The 23576-nt window shown below is 72.1% G+C and carries 18 protein-coding genes; 15 read left to right on the top strand and 3 right to left on the bottom strand.

Annotated elements, in window-relative coordinates; genetic code table 11:
* The first annotated feature begins 35 nt into the window (after window positions 1-35).
* The 6 genes from kdpF (at window position 36) to Q2K19_RS08300 (ending at window position 8220) form a co-directional block, all read left to right on the top strand.
* Window positions 36-125, top strand: coding sequence for a K(+)-transporting ATPase subunit F (kdpF, locus tag Q2K19_RS08325; protein WP_036343797.1), 90 nt, complete (start codon window positions 36-38; stop codon window positions 123-125).
* Complete coding sequence (gene kdpA / locus Q2K19_RS08320) at window positions 125-1780, top strand: potassium-transporting ATPase subunit KdpA (RefSeq protein WP_302769139.1); 1656 nt, start codon at window positions 125-127, stop codon at window positions 1778-1780. Before kdpF ends, kdpA begins: the two co-directional genes overlap by 1 nt.
* A 20-nt stretch (window positions 1781-1800) precedes the next feature.
* Window positions 1801-4008, top strand: a complete 2208-nt coding sequence (gene kdpB / locus Q2K19_RS08315) for a potassium-transporting ATPase subunit KdpB (RefSeq protein ID WP_302769138.1) — start codon at window positions 1801-1803, stop codon at window positions 4006-4008.
* Window positions 4008-4889 (top strand): potassium-transporting ATPase subunit C, encoded by an 882-nt coding sequence (locus Q2K19_RS08310; RefSeq protein WP_302769135.1) that lies wholly within the window; start codon window positions 4008-4010, stop codon window positions 4887-4889. The genes kdpB and Q2K19_RS08310 overlap by 1 nt, the downstream gene beginning before the upstream one ends.
* A gap of 80 nt (window positions 4890-4969) precedes the next feature.
* Complete coding sequence (locus tag Q2K19_RS08305) at window positions 4970-7525, top strand: sensor histidine kinase (protein ID WP_302769132.1); 2556 nt, start codon at window positions 4970-4972, stop codon at window positions 7523-7525.
* Window positions 7522-8220 carry a response regulator gene (locus tag Q2K19_RS08300; RefSeq protein ID WP_302769130.1) on the top strand — a complete coding sequence of 233 codons (699 nt, stop codon included), beginning with the start codon at window positions 7522-7524 and terminating at the stop codon, window positions 8218-8220. The genes Q2K19_RS08305 and Q2K19_RS08300 overlap by 4 nt, the downstream gene beginning before the upstream one ends.
* Before the next feature lie 20 nt (window positions 8221-8240).
* On the opposite strand, the gene Q2K19_RS08295 is transcribed toward Q2K19_RS08300, so the two are convergent.
* Window positions 8241-10199, bottom strand: a complete 1959-nt coding sequence (locus Q2K19_RS08295; RefSeq protein ID WP_302769127.1) for an APC family permease — start codon at window positions 10197-10199, stop codon at window positions 8241-8243.
* A gap of 356 nt (window positions 10200-10555) precedes the next feature.
* On the opposite strand from Q2K19_RS08295, the gene corA reads away from it, so the two are divergent.
* Window positions 10556-11671, top strand: a complete 1116-nt coding sequence (gene corA / locus Q2K19_RS08290) for a magnesium/cobalt transporter CorA (protein WP_302769126.1) — start codon at window positions 10556-10558, stop codon at window positions 11669-11671.
* Window positions 11672-11732: 61 nt separating this feature from the next.
* Here the strand turns inward: corA and Q2K19_RS08285 are convergent, their stop codons facing one another.
* Entirely contained in the window at window positions 11733-12932 is a 1200-nt protein-coding gene (locus Q2K19_RS08285; RefSeq protein ID WP_302769124.1) for an MFS transporter, read from the bottom strand.
* Window positions 12933-13262: 330 nt separating this feature from the next.
* Between Q2K19_RS08285 and Q2K19_RS08280 the strand changes: the two genes are divergently transcribed.
* From Q2K19_RS08280 to Q2K19_RS08270, 3 genes are all read left to right on the top strand, one after another.
* Window positions 13263-13673, top strand: a complete 411-nt coding sequence (locus Q2K19_RS08280) for an RlpA-like double-psi beta-barrel domain-containing protein (RefSeq protein ID WP_302769122.1) — start codon at window positions 13263-13265, stop codon at window positions 13671-13673.
* Window positions 13674-13688: 15 nt separating this feature from the next.
* Window positions 13689-14285 carry a cell wall protein gene (locus tag Q2K19_RS08275; RefSeq protein WP_302769120.1) on the top strand — a complete coding sequence of 199 codons (597 nt, stop codon included), beginning with the start codon at window positions 13689-13691 and terminating at the stop codon, window positions 14283-14285.
* A 77-nt stretch (window positions 14286-14362) separates the two neighbouring features.
* Window positions 14363-15226 carry a MauE/DoxX family redox-associated membrane protein gene (locus tag Q2K19_RS08270; RefSeq protein WP_302769118.1) on the top strand — a complete coding sequence of 288 codons (864 nt, stop codon included), beginning with the start codon at window positions 14363-14365 and terminating at the stop codon, window positions 15224-15226.
* Window positions 15227-16154: 928 nt separating this feature from the next.
* Here Q2K19_RS08270 and Q2K19_RS08265 read toward each other — a convergent pair.
* Entirely contained in the window at window positions 16155-17063 is a 909-nt protein-coding gene (locus Q2K19_RS08265) for a replication-relaxation family protein (protein ID WP_302769115.1), read from the bottom strand.
* 1100 nt (window positions 17064-18163) lie between these two features.
* Between Q2K19_RS08265 and Q2K19_RS08260 the strand changes: the two genes are divergently transcribed.
* The 5 genes from Q2K19_RS08260 (at window position 18164) to Q2K19_RS08240 (ending at window position 23567) form a co-directional block, all read left to right on the top strand.
* Window positions 18164-20113 (top strand): AfsR/SARP family transcriptional regulator, encoded by a 1950-nt coding sequence (locus Q2K19_RS08260; protein ID WP_302769114.1) that lies wholly within the window; start codon window positions 18164-18166, stop codon window positions 20111-20113.
* 155 nt (window positions 20114-20268) lie between these two features.
* On the top strand, window positions 20269-20640 hold the full coding sequence (locus Q2K19_RS08255; protein WP_302769113.1) for a TcmI family type II polyketide cyclase: 372 nt from the start codon (window positions 20269-20271) through the stop codon (window positions 20638-20640).
* On the top strand, window positions 20637-21065 hold the full coding sequence (locus tag Q2K19_RS08250) for a cupin domain-containing protein (RefSeq protein ID WP_302769111.1): 429 nt from the start codon (window positions 20637-20639) through the stop codon (window positions 21063-21065). Before Q2K19_RS08255 ends, Q2K19_RS08250 begins: the two co-directional genes overlap by 4 nt.
* Window positions 21062-22333, top strand: coding sequence for a beta-ketoacyl-[acyl-carrier-protein] synthase family protein (locus Q2K19_RS08245; protein WP_302769109.1), 1272 nt, complete (start codon window positions 21062-21064; stop codon window positions 22331-22333). Before Q2K19_RS08250 ends, Q2K19_RS08245 begins: the two co-directional genes overlap by 4 nt.
* Before the next feature lie 4 nt (window positions 22334-22337).
* Complete coding sequence (locus tag Q2K19_RS08240) at window positions 22338-23567, top strand: ketosynthase chain-length factor (protein ID WP_302769107.1); 1230 nt, start codon at window positions 22338-22340, stop codon at window positions 23565-23567.
* Window positions 23568-23576 lie beyond the last annotated feature (9 nt).

Raw genomic sequence — 23576 nt, 5'->3', positions numbered from 1 at the left:
GTGCTCGCCCTCGTGGTGAGGGGTGTGGAGAAGCTGTGAGCGCGGTGAACGCCGTCGGCCTGGTGCTGGCGATCGGCCTGGGTGTGTTCCTGGTCGTCGCCCTGCTGTTCCCGGAGCGCTTCTGATGACCACGACCACAGCCGGCATCATCTTCATTCTGTCCCTGGCGGTGGCGCTCGTCGCCGTCTACAAGCCGTTCGGCGACTACATGTACCGCGTGGTCTCCGGCACCCGGCACTCCGGTGCCGAGCGCGGGCTCTACCGCGTGATGGGCGTCAACCCGGCGGCCGAGCAGTCCTGGGCCGTGTACGCCCGCAGCCTGCTGGCCTTCTCAGCTGTGTCGATCCTGTTCCTGTACGCGTTCATGCGACTGCAGAACCACCTGTGGCTGAGCCTGGGCTTCGATCCGGTGATGACCCACGGCGCGTGGAACACCGCGGTCTCGTTCGTGACCAACACGAACTGGCAGTGGTACTCGGGCGAGTCGACCATGGGCCACCTGGTGCAGATGGCCGGCCTGGCGGTGCAGAACTTCGTCTCCGCCGCCGTCGGCATCGCCGTGGCAGTCGCGCTGGTGCGCGGCTTCGCCCGTAGCCGGACTGGTGAACTGGGCAACTTCTGGGTCGACCTGACCCGGATCACGCTGCGCGTCCTGCTGCCGATCGCGGTGCTCGGCGCGCTGGTCCTGATGGTCGGCGGCGTGGTGCAGAACCTCTCCGGCGGCACCGACGTGACCACGCTGACCGGGGGCAGCCAGCACCTCACCGGCGGGCCGGTGGCCAGCCAGGAAGTGATCAAGGAGCTGGGCACGAACGGTGGCGGCTTCTACAACACCAACAGCGCCCACCCGTTCGAGAACCCGACCACCTGGACGAACTGGCTGGAGATCTTCCTGATCTTCCTGATCCCGTTCAGCCTGCCGCGGGTCTTCGGCCGGATGGTCGGCCAGAACCGCCAGGGCTACGCGATCGCCGCGGTGATGGCGACCCTGGCGCTGGCCAGCATCGCCCTGACCAATGTCTTCGAGTTGGCCCACGCCGGAACCGTCCCGCAGACGATCGGCGCCGCGATGGAGGGCAAGGACGTCCGGTTCGACGTGTCGAACTCGGCGACCTTCGCCGCGGCCACGACGCTGACCTCCACGGGTGCGGTGAACTCGTTCCACGACTCGTTCACCTCGCTCGGCGGCATGATGACGATGTTCAACATGATGCTCGGCGAGGTCGCGCCCGGCGGCACCGGCTCCGGCCTCTACGGGCTGCTGATCCTGGCGGTGATCACGGTCTTCGTCGCCGGCCTGATGGTCGGCCGCACCCCGGAGTACCTCGGCAAGAAGATCGGCTCTCGCGAGATCAAGCTGGCCTCGCTCTACTTCCTGGTCACTCCGGCCCTGGTGCTGGCCGGGACGGCAGCGGCCTTCGCCACCGGCAACAACTCCACCGCGTTGAACGTCGGCCCACACGGCCTCTCCGAGGTGCTCTACGCGTTCACCTCGGCGGCCAACAACAACGGCTCCGCGTTTGCCGGTATCACGGTGAACACGCAGTGGTGGAACACCGCCCTGGGCCTCGGCATGCTGCTCGGCCGCTTCCTGCCGATCGTCTTCGTGCTCGCCCTGGCCGGCTCGCTGGCCCGTCAGAAACCCACCCCCGCGTCCGAGGGCACGCTGCCGACCCACCGGCCGCTCTTCGTCGGCATGGTCGTCGGCGTCACGGTGATCCTCGTGGCGCTGACCTTCCTGCCCGCGCTCGCGCTCGGCCCCCTGGCTGAGGGGCTGTGACCACCATGAGGAACGAGAACATGTCCGTCACGCCTGTGACATCCGGTACCGGCGAGGAGCCGGTCGCCGGTACCCCGGCGACCCAGGGCAACCGGGTCGGCGGGGGTCTGCTCGACCCGAAGCAGCTGATCCGGTCCCTGCCGGACGCGCTGCGCAAGCTCGACCCCCGTACGCTCTGGCGCAACCCGGTGATGCTCATCGTGGAGATCGGCGCCGTCTTCACCACCGTGCTGGCGATCGCCGACCCGTCGGTGTTCGCCTGGGCCATCACCATCTGGCTCTGGCTCACCGTGGTCTTCGCGAACCTGGCCGAGGCGGTCGCCGAGGGCCGGGGCAAGGCCCAGGCGGCCGCACTCCGGCAGGCGAGGAAGGACACCATCGCCACCCGCCTCATCGGCTGGACGCCGGGCGCGGCGGCCAACGCTTACCGCGACGAGGCGGTGCCCGCGCCGCAGCTCAAGCAGGGCGACGTCGTCCTGGTGGAGGCCGGCCAGATCATCCCCGGCGACGGGGACGTGGTCGAGGGCATCGCCAGCGTCGACGAGTCGGCGATCACCGGCGAGTCCGCGCCCGTCATCCGGGAGTCGGGCGGCGACCGCAGCGCGGTCACCGGCGGCACCAAGGTGCTCTCCGACCGGATCGTCGTGAAGATCACCCAGAGGCCGGGGGAGAGCTTCATCGACCGGATGATCGCGCTGGTCGAGGGCGCCAACCGGCAGAAGACCCCGAACGAGATCGCGCTGAACATCCTGCTCGCCGCGCTCACGGTCATCTTCCTGCTGGCCGTGGTCACCCTGCAGCCGATGGCGATCTTCTCGAAGGGCTACCAGGCCGCCGCGCCGGACAGCGGCGCCATCACCAACGCCGGTGTCACCGGAGTGGTGCTGGTGTCCCTGCTGGTCTGCCTGATCCCGACCACCATCGGGGCGCTGCTGTCGGCGATCGGCATCGCCGGCATGGACCGACTGGTGCAGCGCAACGTCCTGGCGATGAGCGGCCGGGCCGTCGAGGCGGCGGGTGACGTGAACACGCTGCTGCTCGACAAGACCGGCACGATCACCCTCGGCAACCGGCAGGCCGCCGAGTTTCTCCCGGTGGAGGGGGTGACGGCCGCCGACGTCGCCGACGCCGCGCAGCTGTCCAGCCTCGCCGACGAGACCCCCGAGGGCCGGTCCATCGTGGTGCTCGCGAAGAACGAGTTCGGGCTGCGCGAGCGCGAGCCCGGCCTCATCCCGCACGCCACCTTCGTACCGTTCACCGCGCAGACCCGGATGAGCGGCGTCGACCTCAGCTCCGACGCCACCGTCGACGGCGGTGTCGCGGGGCCGGACCGGCGCATCCGTAAGGGCGCCGCCGCGGCCGTGATGAAGTGGGTTCGCGAGCACGGCGGCCACCCCACGGAGCAGGTGGGCCAACTGGTCGACGAGATCAGCGGCATCGGTGGCACCCCGCTCGTCGTCGCCGACCACGTCGAGGGCCAGCCGGCGCGCACGCTCGGCGTCATCCACCTGAAGGACATCGTCAAGTCGGGGATGCGGGAGCGGTTCGACGAGATGCGCCGGATGGGCATCCGGACCGTCATGATCACCGGTGACAACCCGCGGACCGCGAAGGCCATCGCGGACGAGGCCGGGGTCGACGACTTCCTCGCCGAGGCGACGCCGGAGGACAAGCTCGCCCTGATCAAGAAGGAGCAGGAGGGCGGCCGGCTGGTCGCCATGACCGGCGACGGCACCAACGACGCGCCGGCGCTGGCCCAGGCCGACGTCGGCGTGGCGATGAACACCGGTACGTCGGCCGCCAAGGAGGCCGGCAACATGGTCGACCTCGACTCCGACCCGACCAAGCTGATCGAGATCGTGGAGATCGGCAAGCAGTTGCTGATCACCCGCGGTGCCCTGACCACGTTCTCGATCGCCAACGACGTCGCCAAGTACTTCGCGATCATCCCGGCGATGTTCGCCGGCCTGTACCCGTCGCTGGACACGCTGAACGTCATGCGGCTGCACAGTCCGGAGTCGGCGATCCTGTCCGCGGTCATCTTCAACGCGATCATCATCGTCGCGCTGATCCCGCTGGCCCTGCGGGGCGTGCGGTACCGGCCGGCGAGCGCGTCGAAGCTGCTCAGCCGCAACCTGTGGCTCTACGGCCTCGGCGGCATCATCGTGCCGTTCATCGGCATCAAGCTCATCGACCTGCTCATCCAGTTCATCCCGGGGATCTCGTGATGCGCCTCCCTACCTGGCTCGCTCAACACCTGGCGGCGCTGCGCGCGCTGCTCGTCTTCACCGTCCTGCTCGGCCTCGCGTACCCGCTGGCCCTGGTCGCCGTCGGCCGGATTCCCGGCCTCGACGGCAAGGCCGACGGCTCGCTGGTGAGCGCGCACGGCACGACCGTGGGCAGCTCGCTGATCGGCCAGTCCTTCACCGACAAGGACGGCAACCCCGTCCCGCGCTACTTCCAGTCCCGCCCCTCGGCCGCCGGCGACGGCTACGACCCCACGTCCACCGCGGCCAGTAACCTGGACCCGGAGAGCGTCGTCGACACCATCGCCGCCAACCCCGACGATTCCACGCAGAGCCTGCTCACCCAGGTCTGCTCGCGGAGCAAGGCGATCGGCGAACTCGACGGCGTCGACGGCCGGCGGCCGTACTGCACGCCCGACGGTGTGGGCGCGGTGCTGGCCGTGTTCCACGCCAACGGACTGACCGGCCCGGTCACCCGGGCGGTCAGCGTCAACCAGGTCGCCCCGGCCACGCCCTTCCTGAGCAGCTGGCAGGGCGTACCGGTGGAGCTGGCCCAGCCGGACCACGACTACGTCGCCGAGGGCGGGATCGTCACCCCGATCCGCGGCGATGCGCCGGCCAAGCCCGCCGTGCCCGCCGACGCGGTCACCGCCAGCGGCAGCGGCCTCGACCCGCACATCTCCCCGGCGTACGCCGAGATCCAGGTGGCCCGGGTGGCGCGCGAGCGCGGCGCGGACCCGGCGGCGATCCACCGCCTGGTTGAGGAGCACACCAACGGTCGAGCGCTCGGCTTCATGGGCGCGCCCGCGGTCAACGTGCTCGTACTCAACCTCGCGCTGGACGCGAAGTTCCCCGCGCGCTGACCGGGTTAAGAAGGGGCCCCTTCACCTCGCCACGAGTTAAGAAGGGGCCCCTCCTTCCACCAATCGGAGAGGATGGCCCCGTGGCAAGGGGAGAGCTCCGCATCTACCTCGGGGCCGCCCCGGGCGTGGGCAAGACGTACGCCATGCTCGAGGAGGCCCAGCGGCGCGCCGAGCGGGGCACCGACGTGGTGATCGGGCTGGTCGAGACCCACGCCCGCCCGCACACCGCGGCGATGATCGGCGGTCTGGAGGTGGTGCCGCGTCGCACCATGACCTACCGGGGCGTCGAGTTCACCGAGATGGATCTCGACGCCGTGCTGGCCCGCCGCCCCGAGGTCGTCGTGGTGGACGAGTTGGCGCACACCAACGTGCCCGGCTCCCGCCACGAGAAACGCTGGCAGGACGTCCAGGAGCTGCTCGACGCCGGGATCAGCGTGCTGACCACGGTCAACATCCAGCACCTGGAGTCGCTCAACGACGTCGTCGCGCAGATCACCGGCACCACCCAACAGGAGACCCTCCCTGACCAGGTGGTCCGCGCCGCCGAGCAGGTCGAGCTGGTGGACATGACGCCCGAGGCGCTGCGCCGCCGGATGGCGCACGGCAACATCTACCGGCCCGACAAGATCGACGCCGCGCTGGGCAACTACTTCCGGGTCGGCAACCTCACCGCGCTGCGCGAGCTGGCCCTGCTCTGGCTGGCCGACAAGGTCGACGAGCAGCTCGACGCGTACCGGGCGCAGCAGGGCATTTCCGAGACCTGGGAGGCGCGGGAACGGGTCGTCGTCGCCCTCACCGGCGGGCCGGAGGGCGAGACGCTGATCCGGCGGGCGGCCCGGATCGCCGCCCGGAGCAAGGGCGCCGACCTGTTGGCGGTGCATGTGGCGCGCAGCGACGGGCTGGCCGGCGCCGACCCGGCCCAGCTGGCCCGGCAGCGGGTCCTGGTGGAGAGCCTCGGCGGCACCTACCACCAGGTGCTCGGCGCCGACATCCCGGCCGCCCTGCTGGACTTCGCCCGCGGGGTCAACGGCACCCAGCTCGTGCTGGGCGCGAGCCGGCGGGGCCGGTTCGCGCAGGTCCTCTCGCGGGGGGTCGGGGTCACCACCACCGCGCTGTCCGGCCCGATCGACGTGCACCTCGTCACCCACCCACAGGCCGGGCGGGGCCGGCGGGCGGGCGAGGTGCCGGCGGCGCTGTCCCGACGGCGCCGGCTGCTCGGCTTCGCCCTCGCGCTGCTCGGCATGCCGCTGCTGACCTTCGTGCTGTCGACGCTGCCCGACCTCAGCCTCACCAATGACATCCTGCTCTTCCTCGCCGGCGTGGTCGGGGTGGCGCTGGTCGGCGGGCTGTGGCCGGCGCTGGTCGCGGCGCTCGGCGGCTCACTGCTGCTGAACTGGTTCTTCACCCCGCCCTTCCACACCCTGACCATCGCTGAGGCGGACAACCTCCTCGCGCTCGGCGTCTTCGTCGGCGTCGCCATCGCGGTGAGCTGGGTGGTCGACGTCGCCGCCCGACGTACCCGGGAGGCGGCGCGCGCCTCCGCCGACGCCCAGACCCTCGCCACCGTCGCGGGCAGCGTGCTTCGCGGCGAGCGGCCGCTGCCCGCCCTGCTGGACCGGCTCCGGGAGACCTTCGCGCTGCGCGCGGTCAGCGTGCTGGAACTCGCCGCCGAGGCGGAGGGCCGGCCGGGCCGGGCCCGGGAGGAAGACGCCTGGCGGGTGGTGGCCAGCGTCGGCGAGGCGCCGGCGTGCAGCCCGAGTGCCGGGGAGACGGTGGTCCCGGTCGACGAGCGGCTCAGCGTCGTGCTCTCCGGCCGCCGGCTGGAGGCCGCCGACCGGCGGGTGGTCGAGGCGTTCGCCGCCCAGGCCGCCGTCGCGCTCCGCCAGGAGCGGCTCGCCGAGGAGGCCGCCGCCGTCCGGCCGCTCGCCGAGGCCGACCGAATGCGCACCGCGCTGCTCGCCGCGGTCAGCCACGACCTGCGTACGCCGCTCGCCTCGGCAAAGGCCGCCGTGTCCAGCCTGCGCAGCCACGACGTCGAGTTCGACGCCGACGACCGGGAGGAACTGCTGGCCACGGCGGACGAATCGCTCGACCGGCTCGGTCGGCTGGTGGCGAACCTGCTCGACATGAGCCGGCTCCAGGCCGGGGTGCTGGGCGTCACCACCACCGCGATCGGGCTGGAGGATGCCGTACCCCTGGCCCTGGACGAGCTCGGGCCGGCCGCCCAGGACGTCACCACGGACATCCCCGCCGACCTGCCGGCGGCGCTCGCCGACCCCGGCCTGCTGGAGCGGGTGCTGGTCAACATAATCGCCAATGCCCTGCGCTACAGCCCGCCCGGGCAGCCCCCGACGATCACCGCCAGCGCCCACGCCGGCCAGGTGGAGCTGCGGGTGATCGACATCGGCCCGGGGATTCCCGAGGACCAGTGGGAGCACGTCTTCCTGCCGTTCCAGCGGCTCGGCGACCGGGACAACCAGACCGGGGTCGGGCTCGGCCTCGCGCTGTCCCGGGGGCTCGCCGAGGCGATGGGTGGCAGCATCACCCCCGAGACCACCCCCGGGGGTGGCCTCACCATGGTGGTACGCCTGCCGGCGGCCACCGGAGGGATCGAGTCGGAGGGGCCGCCGGAGTGACCCGGATCCTGGTGGTGGACGACGAACCGCAGATCCTGCGGGCCCTGCGCATCAACCTGCGGGCGCGGGGGTACGACGTCGACGTCGCCGACAGCGGCGCGGCTGCGCTCAAGGCCGCCGCCGGCCACCCGCCCGACCTGGTGGTGCTGGACCTCGGCCTGCCCGACCTGGACGGCGCGGACGTCATCCGGGGCCTGCGCGGCTGGACCGGGGTGCCGATCATCGTGCTCTCCGGCCGAGCCGGCAGCGAGGACAAGGTGGCCGCCCTCGACGCGGGCGCCGACGACTACGTGACCAAGCCGTTCGGGGTGGACGAGCTGCTGGCCCGCATCCGCGCGGTCACCCGCCGCCTCGCGGCCACCCCCGCCGACGCGACGACGTCAGGGGCCACCGCCATCCAGCGGATCGGGCGGCACACCGTCGACCTCGCCGACCGGGTGGTCACCCGCGACGACGGCGTCGAGGTCAAGCTCACCCCCACCCAGTGGGCCATGCTGGAGAAGCTGCTCCGCCACCCCGGCAAGCTGGTCAGCCAGCGCCAGCTCCTGCACGAGGTGTGGGGGCCCGAATACCACAACGAGACGAACTACCTCCGCCAGTACATGGCCCAGTTGCGCCGCAAGCTGGAGGACGATCCGGCCCGACCTCGGCACCTGATCACCGAACCGGGCATGGGCTACCGCTACCGCCCCTGAGGCCGCCGCCGGCCACCGCGTCAGCCGGCGTGTACGTGCGGCCGTCGGGACCGGTCCGGCTCCTGCTGCCGCAGGATTTCCCGGGTGACCGGGGCGATCTCGCCCTGCCCGAAGATCAGGTAGCGCAGGAAGTTGCCGGCAGGGTTGCCTTCGGTCCACTCGAAGTAGATGTGCGGCCGGCGGTGGGTGAGGTCGCGGACGTGCAGCAGCAGCGCGGCGAGCGCGTTCGGCACCGACGAGCTGGCCAGCCGCAGCACCCGGTACTTCCCGTGCACCACCGCGCCGCCGACGTGCAACTCGGTCTCGAAGTCCGACGGGTCGGTCACGGTCACCTCGACGAAGATGACGTCGGCGTCGGCGGGGAAGTCGTTGTCGGCGACGATCTGCGCCAGCTTGTCGCGGTACTCGGCGGCGTCCCGGCTGGCCGACTCGTGGGCGATCAGCCGGATCTGCCGCCGGGCGCCCTCGGTGATGAACTGCCGGGCCACCGGGTCCAGCTCGACCCGGTTGACCCGTAGCTCGAACGCGCGGAACAGCCGGGACAACAGCGAGACGGCGATGATCCCGGCGATGAAGCAGGCGGCGATCTTCACGCCGTCGGGGCGCTCGACGACGTTCGCGATGGTGGTGTAAACGAAGATCACCGCGATGATCCCGAAGGCCACGGTGCGGCCGTGCTGGCGGCGGTGCCGGGCGGAGAGCGTCACCGCGGTGGCCGCCGAGGTGATCAGCACCAGCACGCCCGTGGCGTACGCGCCGCCCTGCGCGTCGACGCTGGCCTCGAAGGCGATCGTGATGACGAACGCCACGAGGGTGAACACCAGCACCAGCGGCCGTACGGCCCGGGCCCAGGTGGGGGCCATGCCGTAACGGGGCAGGTAGCGGGGGACCAGGTTGAGCAGGCCGGCCATCGCCGAGGCGCCGGCGAACCACAGGATGGCGATGGTCGACAGGTCGTAGACGGTGCCGAACACCTCGCCCAGGTGCTGGTGCGCCAGGTACGCCAGGGCCCGCCCGTTCGCCGCACCACCCGGCTTGAAGGCCTCCGCCGGAATGAGCACGGTGGTGACGATGCTGCTGGTGACCAGGAAGATGCTCATGATCACGGCGGCGGTGGTGAGCAGCCGGCGCGCGCCCCGGATGCGGCCGGCCGGCTTCTTCTCGGTGTCGGCGGAGTCGCCTTCGATGTGCGGCATCACCGCCACCCCGGTCTCGAAGCCGGAGAGGCCCAGCGCGAGCTTGGGGAAGACCAGCAGCGCGATGCCGACCATCAGCAGCGGGTCGCCGTGCTGGGTGGTCAGGGCGGCGGTCCAGTCCGTCACCCGGGCCGGGTGGGTGACCACTCGCCAGAGGGCGTCGACCACCACCACGGCGTTGAGGGTCAGATAGACCCCGACCAGGCCGACGGCGATGCCGATCGCCTCGGTGAACCCCTTCAGGAACACCGCCCCCAGCAGCGCGACCAGCAGCAGGGTGATGATCACCTCGTGGCCGCGCAGCCCGGCCGGCCAGAACGGGTTCTCGTCGATGTGTGCCGTGGCGTCGGCCGCGGAGAGGGTGATCGTGATGATGAAGTCGGTGGCCGCGAAGCCGAGCAGCACGAGCACGAAGAGTTTGCCCTGCCAGTACGTCAGCAGCTTCACCAGCATGGCGATGGAACCCTCGCCGTGCGGGCTGTCCTGCGCGACTCGCCGGTAGACCGGCAGCGCGCCCAGCAAGGTGACCAGCACCAGCACCAGGGTGGCGATCGGGGACAGCACGCCGGCGGCGAGCGCGGCGATGCCCGGCTGGTAGCCGAGGGTGGAGAAGTAGTCCACACCGGTGAGGCACATGACCTTCCACCAGCTGTGGTGGTGCTGCTCCGGGCGGGCGTACGGGCCCTCCGCCTCGACCGGCCGCGCCGCAGTGTCCGCCAGCAGCCAGTCGCGTAGCGGGCGTTTCCGGCGTTCCCGGACCCGGTCCTGCATGCCCACGCTCATTCAGCCTCCCCGGCTCTCCGCACGGTCGCCGGGGGTACGGGCCGGACGGGGGGCACCTGCCGAGGCCTCATGGCTGAACGGGGGTTCCGGCCCGGTTCCCTCCGGGCGCACGCGTCTGGAGCCGCCGACCCGGTCGACCTCGACGTCCCGCCGCCCATGATCGGGTCGCGCCGGGGTCGGCGCGCCCTTCGCTACGCGGATTTAACGCGGCGGACCGAATTTTTCACGCCTTTTTGACGCAGGGCGGCACCCGGTGGGCCGGAGCCGACGCGCGAGTCTCAAGTCCGGGTTTCACCGCCGCCGGGCCGGGGACTCGGCGGTCGCCGCCGGGCCCGGGCGACGAGCGGAGGAGGCTGATGGGTGACCACCGGTTGACGTCGCCGTCCGGAGGGTTCGGCCGCCGCCTCGACGAGCACTTCCCCGAACGCGACTCGACCGAGACGTCCCGGCCCGAAGGGTTGGTCGACAGCGCCGTCTACGTCGACGGCCACCGGCGTGCCTCACCGCCCACCCTCGCCGACACCTACCGCTGCCTGCAGGAACTCGGCGAGGCCATGGCCTGGATCGGGCTGTACCGGCCGAATGGGGAGCAGATCCACTCCCTCGCCGACGAGTTCCAGCTGCACGAACTGGCCGTCGAGGACGCCATCAACGCCCACCAGCGGCCCAAGCTGGAACGCTACGGCGACACCCTGTTCGTGGTGCTGCGCGCCGCCCGCTACCTCGACGACCGCGAAGAGGTCGAGTTCGCGGAGCTGCACCTCTTCCTCGGGCCGGGGTTCGTGATCACCGTCCGGCACGGTGAGACGCCCGACCTGGCCGCCGTGCGGCGCCGGATGGAGGCGGATCCCCAGGTCCTCGCCCTCGGCGCCGAGGCCGTCCTGTACGCGGTGTTCGACCAGGTCGTCGACGGCTACGCCCCGGTCGTCGCCGGACTGGAGAACGACATCGACGAGATCGAGACGGAGGTGTTCGGCGGTGACCCCAACGCCAGCCGCCGCATCTACGAACTCAGCCGGGAGGTGATCCAGTTCCAGCGCGCCGCCCGCCCGTTGCTGAAAGTGATGGACGCCCTCTCCGCCGGCTTCGAGCGGTACGGCACGGACGAGGAGCTGCGCCGCCGGTTGCGGGACGTCGCCGACCACCTCACCCAGGTCGTGGAGCGGGTCGACGGGTTCCGGCACCTGCTGCAGAACATCCTGACCGTCAACGCGACCCTCGTCTCGCAGGCCCAGAACGAGGAGATGCGCAGTCTCACCGCGGCCAGCTTCGCGCAGAACGAGGAGATCAAGCGGGTGTCCGCCTGGGCGGCGATCCTGTTCGCGCCCACCCTGATCGGCACCGTCTACGGGATGAACTTCACCCACATGCCGGAACTCGGCTGGCGCTTCGGCTACCTGCTCGCCCTCGTCCTGATGGCCCTGGTCTGCGGCGCGCTCTACCTGCTCTTCAAGCGCCGCGGCTGGCTGTGACGGGGCGGCGCTCTCCTCGCTGAGGGGGCGGCGGGCCGGTCGAACCGACGCGGCGGCACCTTCACGCCTTCGGTACGGGCGACGCCCCGCATTTCACGCCGTTGCCACGGCGGGCGGAGACGGTCCACAGCACCAGCGTGCCGAGCAGCGCCGCGGCCGGGGCGAGGGCCAGCCCGTACCGGAGGTCGGCCGACACCAGCGGGCCGGCGAGCGCGGAGCCGGCGGCGCTGCCCACCACGAACGCCGTGCTCACCCAGGCGAACGCCTCGGCCACCGTCCCCGGCTCGGCCAGCCGCTCGGCCGCCAGGAAGATCGCGGTCAGCACGGGTGGCAGCGCCAGGCCGCTGACCCCGAGCAGACCGGCCATCGGGGCCGGCCCGGGGGCGAGCAGCAGCGGCAGGTAGCCGGCGGCGAGGCCGGCGGCCAGCAGCGGCAGGCGACCTGGACCGCCCGGCCGGGCCCGGGTGTAGAGCAGGCCACCGGCGAGCGCGCCGGCCGCCTGCGCGGCGAGCAGCCAGCCGCTGAGCCGCCGGTCGCCGACCGCCTCGGCGTAGCCGGTGACCGCCACGGCGATGCTGCCGACCGCCGCGCCGACGCCGACCACGCCGGCCAGCATGGCCGTGAAGCGGGGTACGCGCAGCGGGCCCGCCCAGTGCCGGACCGCCGCCACGCCCCGCCAGGCGCGGACGGCGGGGGCCGACGCGTAGGCGGCGGTGCCGGCGAGCTGCAGCACCCCGGCGGCGACCAGCCCGGCGGATGGGCCGGCCAGGGTCACCGCGAGGAGCGTGACCAGCGGCCCCACCACGAAGATCACCTCTTGGACGGCGATGTCCAGCGCGTACGCCGTCGGCACCGCGGTCGGTGGCAGCAGGCTGGGCCAGAGCGTACGCAGGCACGCCTCCAGCGGCGGCGTGCCGAACCCGGCCACCGCCGCGCCGAGCACGGCGCCCGTCACCTGGCCGCCGGTCAGCGCCACCGCGCCGAACCCGAGGCCGGAGAGCACCGCCGCACCCCACAGCACGGGCGGCTGCCGCCAGCGGTCCACCGCACGGGCGAGCAACGGCGTCCCCACCGCCATGCCGGCGGTGTACGCGGCGACCAGCAGACCGGCGGTGGCCAGACTCAGCGACTGCCGGGCGAACAGCAGCAGGGCCAGCGGGCCGCTGGCGGTCGGCAGCCGACCGACCTGGCTGCTGAAGAGGACTCGGAGGACCTGCGGTGCGCGCAGCACCGACCGGATCCCGGAACTGTCGACGGACATGAGGCATCGCTCCCGGTGCGACGTGGCAGGACGGATGCGTCGGGTGCCGGGAGCGGCTCAGGGAGCGAAGTCGGCCCGCTCGTGGTCGTTGCCGTAGAGCGGCAGGGCAGGCGGGATCCACTGGGCGTACGCGGCCGCGACGGCCTCCACCGGGATCACGAGCCGACGGTAGCCCACCGGCGGTCGGTAGCTCGACCCTCCGCCCGGGCGGTGGCCGCATACGTAGGAAATCTTTTCCACGGACATTGACGTAGGTGATTTTTGACACAACAATTGCCATCAATATAGATGTCCATCTCTGTCAATCCATACCTACGGGAGGAGGCACCCATGGCAGCTCTGCGAGGCGAGATGTCGTGGTTCTGCTGCGGCAGCGCCTGGGGGCCCTGCGGCACTGCCGGCGGCGGCGCCTGTGGCACCTGCAAGTCGGGCAACTACCAGCACGCCTGGCCGAACACCTCAGACGCGTGCCTGGCCATCACGCACCCCGACACCTGTGGCATTTCGATGAGCCGGCGCGGCTGCGGCTTCCGGCACTACACCACCAACCTGTGCAACGGTTCCCGGGTCGGCACCACCATCGCCGACTGCGGGCCGCAGACCGACCTGTTCTGCGGCGAGCGCACCTGCTGCGGCTCCGCCTGCGGTAGCAACCGGATCATCGATCTGACGCCCGCGGCGTTCAGCGCCATCGCCAGTCTCTCCAACGGGCTGCGGCCCTGCTCGGTCGACACCGTCTGAACGGGAGGGTTACCCATGCACCAGACCCTGGACCGTCGCCGGCTGCTGGCCACCGCCGCGCTCGGCGGTGTGGTCGGCGCCACCGGACTCGGCTCGCTCGCCCCGGAGGCGGCCTTCGCCGCCCAGGCGGCGACCGTCGAGCCCGGCGCACCGGACCCGAACTTCGCCGAAGGCCGGATCAGCAAGATCTTCGGCAACATGCTGCTGGTCAGCGGTTCGGACGCGGTGCTCCACGCCATCCGGATCACCGACGGCACGAGCATCTGGAAACTGCACCCGACCACCTTCGACCGGGTGGCGGTCGGCGACGGGCTCTACGCCCGGGGCGTCCGGCTGCCGGACGGCACGCTCGCCGCGGACGCCGTCTGGGTCAACATCGTCAACCTGCACGGGCACATCGCCGCGGTCGGCCGCAACGTGCTGCACCTCGACCACAAGGGCCAGCGGATCGTGGCGCACGTCGTACCGGGCCGCTCCGCCGCGATCTACAACGGCACCCCGGCGGTCAGCGACATGTCCCTGCTCCGGGTCGGCCGGCACGTCCAGGTGCTCGGCGCCTGGCACCCGGACACCAACGAGATCGACATCGCCACCGTCTACGCCGCCGCCTGATCGGGGACGCCCGGGCGGTACGCGGAGCTGACCCACCGCCCGGGCGCCACCCCTCGGCCCATCCGATGGGAGAACCCATGATCGAAATGATCGCGGCGCTGCAACCGCTGGTCGTCGGTGCGGTGCTGATCTGGTCCGCGCGCGTCAAGCTGTTCAGCCGCCAGGCGGCGGCGGCCGCCCACCGGTCGGCACTCGTCCGGCTGGTCGGGCAGCACCGGGCGCTGCCCGCGTACCGGCTGCTCGGCGGCGTGGAACTCACGCTCGGCGCGCTGCTCCTGCTGCCACCCGCCGCGCGGCTGGAGGCGGCTGCCGCGACCGTGCTGGCCACCGGCTTCCTGGCCTACCTCGCGTACGCCCGGCGGGCCGCACCGGCCTCCTCCTGCGGCTGCCTGAGCGCCCGGCCGACCCCGGTCTCCGGCCGCAGCCTGGCCCGCGCCGCGCTGCTGGTGGTGGCCGCCGGGCTGGCCGGGCTGTTCCCCGCCGGCTGGCCGACCGCCCTCGCCACCCGGCCGCTGGCCGGCGGCGCCATGCTGCTCGCCGAGGTGGCGGCGGTGGCGGCGCTCTCACCGGAACTGGACGCGGCGTGGCTGCTGCCGCTGCGCCGGCTGCGCGCCCGGCTGACCAACCCGCTGCGCGGCGGCTCGGGCGTGCCCCTGCTCGCCACCGTGCACCAGGTCCAGCTCAGCGACCCCTACCGCCGGGTCGCGCCGCTGCTCCGCTCCGACGTGCGGGAGCACTGGGACGACGGCGACTGGCGGTTCGTCGGGCACGCCGGGCTCTACCAGGGCCGCCCGGTGACCGCGGTGTTCGCCGCGCCGCTCGCCGACCACGACCCGGAGGCCGTCCGCGTCGCCGTCGTCGACGACGCCACCGGGCAGACCCTGCTGGCCCTGGCCGGCACGCCGCCCGCCGGCCCTCGACTCGCCGTCGTCCCCGCGTAGCGGCGGGTACGCCGCCGGGCGGGAGCGCCGAGCGGGTGCTCCCGCCCGTCCTGGTTGCGGTAGGCGGGGCACCCGATGCTGCGGCAGCCGAGGCGGCTGGCCCGCCACCTCGCTGCCCGAGGCGGCCCGTGCCGTGCGCCGCCAATGCCGGTGGGCCCACGGGAACTCCTGAGCGCTCGTCGGCATTCGCTGCCAGGTAGGCTATGGCCTCGCGCCCTCGTAGTTCAGGGGATAGAGCAACGGTTTCCTAACCCGACGCTCCGTGCGTCCTCGCAGGCGGATGACCTGCGGTTTCTCTCTTCTCGGATCTCCTGCCGTAGTCGCATGCGCGGGTCGATGTGATCGCCTGCTGAAGATCAGCAGAGGTGCGTAGATCCTGCTCGGAGTCGCTTTTCGCATGGCTCGCCGTGCCAGAGGTATGCGCAGTGCTGCGCCGACTCATGGCACCCGATCTCATCCCACGTGCGGTCTCCTTCGAGCTTATTGGGTTCCTCCTTCGGTTGGGGCGCGCTGGGGGCGCGCGGAAGCGGCCGGCCCACCGGGTGCATGGGTCGGCTCACGGGGCGAACAGTGGGTGCAGCGGGGTGGTGCTGGTGGTGCGGTGCGACCTGGGGGGTCGCCGCGTGGCGCGGGCGCCGACCGGCCGAGAAGGCGGGTGGGCGGAGCGCACCGTGGGGCGCGGCGGTGGTTCCCGAGGTGGGACCGGACCGGGTGGAGCGATATGTGGGTGAAGGTGGTGCCGATGAAGGTAGCGGCCGGATCTGTCAGCGCCGGCCGCCGTCATGATCGTCAGTAGTGCGGCTGACCTGCACTGTCAGACGACCGCTCGGTTCCGCGGGTGAGGGGCGGTGGGACTGTGAGATCTGACCGGTCTCACAGCCGCCCACAAGCGGTGGGCAGCCTGCCTCCCTTTCGGCGGGGGTGGGTGTCAGGGCTGCGGGTCGGGGCCGCTGGGGTCGGTGTCGGGGAAGCGGTGCGGGTTGGTGGCCGGGTTGTCCGGGCCGTGGTCGGAGGGCAGTTCGTGTAGCCAGCGGCGCTGGCCGGGGTCGGTGGTGAGGGTCCAGGCGGGGCCGGCGGGGTGTTCGTCGTGGAGGCCGGTGGCGACGGGCATGGCGGTGGGCGCTCCGGCGAGGGCGTCGAGGAGGTGTTGTTCGCGGCGGCGGTCGGGGACGCGCAGCAGCACCGGGTACCGCGGCCCGTAGGTGGCGAGCTGCTCGTAGCCGCGCAGCTTGCGTAGCACGGTGGCGAGGGGTTCGGTGCCGTTGTCGTGTTCGAGGAAGAACCCGACGGTGCGCCCGCCTGCGTGCCAGATGCCGTGCCCGTCGGGCTGGACACCGGTTCCGCTGCCGGCGGCGTAGGAGGCGGCGGCGAAGGCGGCAGTGGTGTGCTGTTCGGACCACCAGCGCGCCAGCCGGGCGTGCTCGTGGGTGCGGGCGTAGCCGATGAGGTCGATGAACAGCTGGTTGGTGCCGAGCAGGTGGGCCAGGCGGCGGCTGCCGATGATGCGTTCGGTGCGGTCGATGCTGGTCCGGGGGGCGCGGGCGTCAGCCTGGTTCGGGTCGTTGAACTGGGTGGGGTGGACCACGGCGCCGAGCGGGCCGAGGGTGTAGAGGTACTGGCCGCTGCCGGTGGTGATGTCGACGAACCGGCTGACCGCCTCCACCTGGTGCAGCTGGGCGAGGCGCAGCCGGGCTGCGCGAAGCGAGGTGGACAGGGCCGCCGCGACCTGGTCGGGTGGACAGCACGTAGTGCTCGCGCTCTTTCCCGAGCACGGCGAGGACTTCGCCACCCTGATGTCCAGACGCGCGTCCGTGCCCGCCCGGGCAGCGTCGCCCACCAGGTCCTCACGCTCGCGGCGATCCCGACGGACGGCTGATCCCTCATCATCCGGACACGATCGTCGACCAGATCGGTGACGGCATCCTCGACCCCTTCCCGACCGGGGCGCTGGGCGGGCGGTCGCCGGGCGTCGGCCGGGCCGTCTGGGTGGCCCAGGGGTGCCGGGCCGTCTCCGTCGCAGCCTCACCGCGCCGCCGACCAATGCGAAGGACCCCACCGCCTGCGGCCGGTACGGGCCGAGGAACCGCTCACCGGGAACCGCATAAAGGGGGGTGGGGTCAAAGTCGTGGGACTCCACGGGGCGGGCCTGTCCGCACTCAGAACATGAGGCGCTCGTGCCTCGCCGTCATTCGCGAGTTGCATTCCGTAGGGCCTCTGCTGACCGAGAGTGCCGCACAGCACACGATGCGTTAGATTTCCGCGTCTCTGCTCATGATGATGTTTGGCCTGATCAGCGTGGGCGCGTGGTGGCCGGCCGGCCGGACCCCTGCCGGAAGCGTGGCCGAGCCAGCGGAGAAACGACGGCCGCCGGTCGGCGTATTGAATTCCCGACCCGTCTTCCTTTGCGGTCGGTCCTCGCCCGTCGGGTGGGCCGGCAATTGTTTTCCACCCCGGCCCGATTGGCGGGAGGACGATTTACCAATCGGGGCGCAGCTTGTGGCGACGGAGGTCGCGAACCGTTTTCGTGGTTCGTCCCCAAACGCCGTCGCGCGGCTTGAATTGATTCGAATGAATTTGCCGGGGCGTCCCGGCGAGGTAGCCCGCCAGGCGGGTTCGTCACGATTACCGCTGGGCCGGCGGCTGGGAAGCACCTGCCGTGGCACCTCGGACGCCGTCGCCCGGTCGATGTTCCCCGAGGTGAGTGGCATGATCCGGCGCTTTTCCCGGTGCCATCATCCGGCTTTGCCGGTGGCTTTCGCAAGCGGTCGTCCGTGTGCCCTCTCGAGTGGTATTCGAGCAACGTTCCAGGGCTTGTCGCGACGCTCCAGGCCCGGCTAATGTGGCGAGCGGCGCCGATTTCGGTGATTGATAAAGCTTGCCGTGGAGATGTTGTTCGGCGGAACAAGCGAGTGACATGCGGGAATCGGGGGAGCGTGCATGATCAAGATCAAGCTGCTCGGTCCGTTGGTCGTGCGGCGGTCCGGGGTCGACGTCACTCCGTCGGCCCCCAAGCTCAGGCGGGTGCTCGCTGCGCTCGTACTCAACGCCAACATGCTGGTCAGCGTCGATCAGCTCTTCGAGGAGCTCTGGGAGAACCGACCGCCGCCGAGCGCGCTGACCACCATGCAGACCTACATCTACCAGTTGCGTCGCCGGCTCGACCTGGGCACCGAACCCCCTCCGACGCAGCCCGCGGAGCCGATCCTGATGACCCGGGTCGGCGGATACGAACTCCGGCTCGACGACCTGCAGGTGGTCGACGTGCACCGGTTCGATCGCCTGGTCACCCAGGGGCGCGCCGAGATGGACGGTGGTGAGCTGGAGAAGGCCGCGCAGACGCTCGGCGAGGCCCTTGCCACGTGGCGCGGACCCGCGCTCGTCGACGTCACCCTGGGGCGTCGGCTCTCGGTGTGGACCACGCAGCTCGAGGAGCGGCGCAAGGCCGCGCTGGAGCGCCGCTTCAGCGCCCTGCTGCAACTCGGTCACCACCACGGGGTGGTCGACGAGCTCGGCGGCGCGATGCACGACTATCCCACCCACGAAGGGTTCGCCGGTCAGCTCATGCTCGCCCTGCACCGGTGCGGACGGCGGCCGGAGGCTCTCGACGTCTTCCGCAGGATCCGGCGGCAGCTCGTCGACGAACTCGGGTTGGAGCCGTCCGCCGCCGTGCAGCGCCTGCACCAGGCCATCCTCGCCGACGACCCCCAGCTCACCGGTCTACCCCGGCCACGCGTGACCACCTCGGTCAACCGGTCGGTGGTGCCGGCCCAGCTTCCACCGGGCATCCCCGACTTCATCGGGCGTGACGTGTGCCTGAAACAGGTGGCCGAGTTGCTCGGCGCGAGTTCCCGCACCGGCGCGGCGTTCCCCGTCATCGAGGTGCACGGGCCGCCGGGCATCGGCAAGAGCACGTTCGCGCTCCAGGCCGCCCACCAGGCCCGGTCCCGGTTTCCGGACGGCCAGTTCTATGTGGACATGTCCGGCTCCGCGTCCGGTGACATACGGCTGGAGGAGGTGCTGACCGCGAGCCTGCGCTCCTGCGGGCTGCCCCGGGACGACCTGCCGACCAGCGTCGACGAGCTCAGCCGGACCTTCCGCACCTGGACCGCGGACCGCCGGGTGCTGATGGTCGTCGACGACGTCGTCGGCGCGGAATGGCTCCGGCCGCTCCTGCCCGGTGGCTCGGGGTGCGCGGTCATCTCCACCAACCGCTACCGGCACGACGGGCTGCCCGGCGCGCACCACATCTCGCTGCCCACCATGACCATGGACGAGGCGCTGAGGATGCTGGGCAACATCGCCGGCGAATGGCGGGTCGAGGACGAGGGCGAGGCCGTCAAGGCGTTGATCCGCGTGTGCGGCCTGCTGCCGCTGGCCGTGCGGGGCGTGGCGGCGCGGCTCGCGAGCCGTCCCGGCTGGCCGGCCTCGCGCCTGCTGGACCGGGTGTGCCGCGACGAGTCGATGCTCCTCGACCTGACGGCCGGCCCGAGTGACCTGATCGGCACGGTCGACGTGGGATACCGGAGCCTGCCGGAGCCGTACCGGCGGGCGTTGCGGGTCATCGTCACCGAGCACTGGCAGCGGTTTGGGGCGAGGGAGCTGGCGGCGCTGCTCGGCGCCCGCATCCAGGACGCGGAGGTGCTGATCGAGAACCTCGTCGACATGCACCTGCTGGAGGAGGTGCCGTCGCCGCACCCGCTGGGAGGGCCGCCCTCGGCCCGCTGCCCCGCGGAGCCGCGGTACGTGGTCCCCCGCCTGAACGCGCTCGCCCTGCGTTCCATCATCGGTGCCGAGACCGACGAGGACCGGCCGGGCTCCACGCTTCCGCCCTCCGCCGCGTGGCACTTCCGCCGCTCGATCCTGCCGCTGAGCGCGCACTCGGCCTGACCACCCCCTCTCGTGGCCCACCCGCCCGCCCTGGGCAGGTGGGCCACTGTCATGGGTGCCGGCGCCCGGCGCGTCCACCCACCTTCGAGACGGGTTCGAGACCGATTCGAGACCCGGCGACGACGGTGGTCACACCGACGAAGCCGGGAGGAACCGTGCACCAGACGTTGATCGTGGCGAAGATGGATGTCGCCGACGCGGAGGGGGTCGCGAACGTCTTCGCCGAGTCCGACCGCACCGACCTGCCGGCGATGGTGGGTGTGTCGCGGCGGACCCTCTTCGCGTTCCATGACCTCTACTTTCATCTGGTCCAGGCGGACGAGGACATCGCCCCGAACCTGTACCGGGCGCGCAGTCACCCGCTCTACCAGGACATCAACACCAAGCTGGGCCGGTTCATCTCGCCGTACGACCCGCAGTGGCGCGAGCCGAGGGACGCGATGGCGGAGGCCTTCTACACGTGGACCCCCGAGACGGGTCCCCGGTTCGCCGCGCCGGCCGCGCCCGCCCGACGGAACGTCCGATGACCACGGTCACGCGGCTGAAGGTCGCCGCGTCCGCGGTCAACGCCAACGTCCGGCGCGGCGGCGACATCCGGGTCACGCTCAGCCCCCGCACGGTCGGCTGCACCTCTGGCTTCGGCGGGGTGCTGACCCTGCGCCCCGGCGAGTACGTGACCGAGCACCAGCACCCCTACTCCGAGGAGTTCCTGCACGTCATCGAGGGGGAGCTCGAGATCACCCTGGACGACGCGCCGGTCGCCCTCGAGCCGGGTGACTCGCTGCTGGTCCCGATCGGTGTGCGGCACCGGCTGGGCAACGTGGGCACGAGCGGGGCACGACTGGTGTTCCACCTGTCGCCCCTGGCGCCCCGTCCGGAGCTGGGCCACATCGACACCGAGGCCCCGCTCGCGTCGGACGCGGCCGACCCGGACGTCGGCGGTGGGCGGTGAACCGGCGCGCCGTGATCACCGGGATCGGCGCCGTCGCCCCCGGCGGCATCGGTCGTGAGGCGCTGTGGGACCTGCTGGCCGCGGGCCGCACCGCCACCCGCACCATCACCCTCTTCGACCCGGCCGGCTTCCGGTCGCGGATCGCGGCGGAATGCGACTTTGACCCGGTGGCCGCCGGGCTGGGCGCGCAGGAGATCCGCCGCATGGACCGCGCCGCCCAGTTCGCGGTGGTGTCGACGCGGGAGGCGGTCGCCGACAGCGGCATCGACGTCGATCGCCTCGATCCCGCACGGATCACCGTCAGCATCGGCAGCGCCGTCGGCTGCACGATGAGCCTCGAGGACGAGTACCGGGTTCTCTCCGACGGCGGGCGGCGCTGGCTGGTCGACCACACCTACGGTGTGCCGCACCTGTACGGGTACATGGTCCCCAGCACGCTCGCCACGGAGGTGGCCTGGCAGGTCGGCGCCGAGGGGCCGGTGGCCCTCGTGTCGACCGGGTGCACCTCCGGGCTGGACGCGGTCGGGCACGCCGTCCAGATCATCGAGGAGGGCGTCGCGGACGTGGCGATCACGGGCGCCACCGACGCGCCGTTGTCGCCGATCACCTCCGCCTGCTTCGACGCGATCAGAGCCACGTCGCCCAACAACGAGGACCCGGCGCACGCGTCGCGTCCCTTCGACGGGCGCCGGGACGGTTTCGTGCTCGGCGAGGGCGCGGCCGTGCTCGTCGTGGAGGAGGAGACGGCCGCGCGTCGGCGCGGGGCGCGCATCTACGCCGAGGTGGCCGGGTTCGCCAACCGCAGCAACGCCCACCACATGACCGGTCTCAAGCCGGACGGCCGGGAGATGGCGGAGGCGATCCGCGTCTCGCTGGACCGGGCCCGGCTGGATCCCGGTGCCGTGGACTACGTCAACGCCCACGGCTCCGGCACGAAGCAGAACGACCGGCACGAGACGGCGGCGTTCAAGCGGACCCTCGGCCACCGCGCGTACGAGGTGCCGGTCAGCTCCATCAAGTCGATGGTCGGCCATTCGCTCGGCGCGATCGGCTCGCTGGAGGTGGCGGCGTCCGCGCTGGCGCTGCACCACCAGGTCGTGCCGCCGACCGCGAACCTGGCGGTCGCCGACCCGGAGTGCGACCTCGACTACGTCCCGAACGAGGCCCGCGAGCACCGCATGGACGCCGTGCTGACGGTCGGCAGCGGGTTCGGCGGCTTCCAGAGCGCCATGGTGCTGCGCCGGGCGGACGCCCGCGGAAGGAGGTGACGGCATGACCGCAGCCACCGCGGTGGTGACCGGCATCGGTGTCGTCGCCCCGACCGGCATCGGCGCCGAGGAACACTGGGAGTCGGTGCTCGCCGGCAAGAGCGGCCTGGGCCGGATCACCCGGTTCGACCCGACCACCTACCCGGTGCGGATCGCCGGGGAGGTGCCGGCGTTCAACGCGCAGGAACGGGTGCCCGGGCGGCTGGTGCCGCAGACCGATCGCTGGACCCAGTTCGGCCTGGCCGCGGCGGAGGCGGCGCTCGCCGACGCGCGGGTCGACCCGGCGGCCCTGCCCGAGTACGAGATGGCCGTGGTGACCGCCAGTTCCTCCGGGGGCACCGAGTTCGGCCAGCACGAGATGGAACGGCTCTACACCAGGGGACCGTCCTGGGTGGGCGCCTACCAGTCCATCGCCTGGTTCTACGCGGCCACCACCGGGCAGGTGTCCATCCGGCACGGCATGCGCGGGCCGTGCGGCGTGCTCTGCACCGAGCAGGCCGGCGGCCTGGACGTCCTCGGCCAGGCGCGGCGGTTGCTGGCCACCGGCTCCCGGGTGGTGGTCACCGGCGGGACCGATGCCTCGCTGTGCCCGTACGGCCTGGTCGCGCAGATGGCCAACGGGCAGTTGTCCACGGCCGACGACGCCACCCGGGCGTACCTGCCGTTCGCCGGCGACGCGGCGGGCTACGTGCCCGGCGAGGGCGGCGCCATGCTGGTGGTGGAGAGCGCCGAGAGCGCGCACCGCCGTGGTGTGCGCCCCTACGGCACCATCGCGGGCTACGCGGCCGGCTTCGACCCCCCGCCCGGCTCGTCCCGGCCGCCGGCGCTGGTCCGGACCATCCGGGCCGCCCTCGCCGACGCGGGTGTGCCGCCCGCCGAGGTGGGCGTCGTGTTCGCCGACGCCGTGGCGGTCCCGGACCGGGACACCGCCGAGGCGGCCGCTCTCGTCGAGGTCTTCGGGCCACGGGGAGTGCCCGTCACCGCTCCGAAGACCCTCACCGGACGGCTCTACGCCGGTGGCGCGCCGCTGGACGTCGCCACCGCGCTGCTGGCCATGAGGGACGACGTGCTGCCCGCCACCACCGGCGTGAGCCGGCTTGCTCCCGGCATCGACATCGACCTGGTGAGCGAACCGCGGGAGGGCCGGATCTCGACGGCGCTGGTGGTCGCCCGCGGCCACGGCGGCTTCACCGCCGCGCTCGTGCTGACGGCCGGCGACCGCACCCGCAACTGACCGAACTAC

The organism is Micromonospora sp. NBRC 110009, from assembly GCF_030518795.1.
Lineage (GTDB): Bacteria > Actinomycetota > Actinomycetes > Mycobacteriales > Micromonosporaceae > Micromonospora.
This window is presented reverse-complemented; position numbering and strand designations above follow the sequence as displayed.

What these genes read in the sequence shown, in the direction of transcription:
- kdpA (WP_302769139.1), top strand. Translation starts at nt 125, where the DNA reads ATGACCACGACCACAGCCGGCATCATCTTCATTCTGTCCCTGGCGGTG.
- Q2K19_RS08270 (WP_302769118.1), top strand. Translation starts at nt 14,363, where the DNA reads ATGATCGAAATGATCGCGGCGCTGCAACCGCTGGTCGTCGGTGCGGTG.
- Q2K19_RS08280 (WP_302769122.1), top strand. Translation starts at nt 13,263, where the DNA reads ATGGCAGCTCTGCGAGGCGAGATGTCGTGGTTCTGCTGCGGCAGCGCC.
- Q2K19_RS08275 (WP_302769120.1), top strand. Translation starts at nt 13,689, where the DNA reads ATGCACCAGACCCTGGACCGTCGCCGGCTGCTGGCCACCGCCGCGCTC.
- Q2K19_RS08260 (WP_302769114.1), top strand. Translation starts at nt 18,164, where the DNA reads ATGATCAAGATCAAGCTGCTCGGTCCGTTGGTCGTGCGGCGGTCCGGG.
- Q2K19_RS08285 (WP_302769124.1), bottom strand. Translation starts at nt 12,932, where the DNA reads ATGTCCGTCGACAGTTCCGGGATCCGGTCGGTGCTGCGCGCACCGCAG.
- Q2K19_RS08295 (WP_302769127.1), bottom strand. Translation starts at nt 10,199, where the DNA reads ATGAGCGTGGGCATGCAGGACCGGGTCCGGGAACGCCGGAAACGCCCG.
- Q2K19_RS08310 (WP_302769135.1), top strand. Translation starts at nt 4,008, where the DNA reads ATGCGCCTCCCTACCTGGCTCGCTCAACACCTGGCGGCGCTGCGCGCG.
- kdpB (WP_302769138.1), top strand. Translation starts at nt 1,801, where the DNA reads ATGTCCGTCACGCCTGTGACATCCGGTACCGGCGAGGAGCCGGTCGCC.
- Q2K19_RS08240 (WP_302769107.1), top strand. Translation starts at nt 22,338, where the DNA reads ATGACCGCAGCCACCGCGGTGGTGACCGGCATCGGTGTCGTCGCCCCG.
- Q2K19_RS08250 (WP_302769111.1), top strand. Translation starts at nt 20,637, where the DNA reads ATGACCACGGTCACGCGGCTGAAGGTCGCCGCGTCCGCGGTCAACGCC.
- corA (WP_302769126.1), top strand. Translation starts at nt 10,556, where the DNA reads ATGGGTGACCACCGGTTGACGTCGCCGTCCGGAGGGTTCGGCCGCCGC.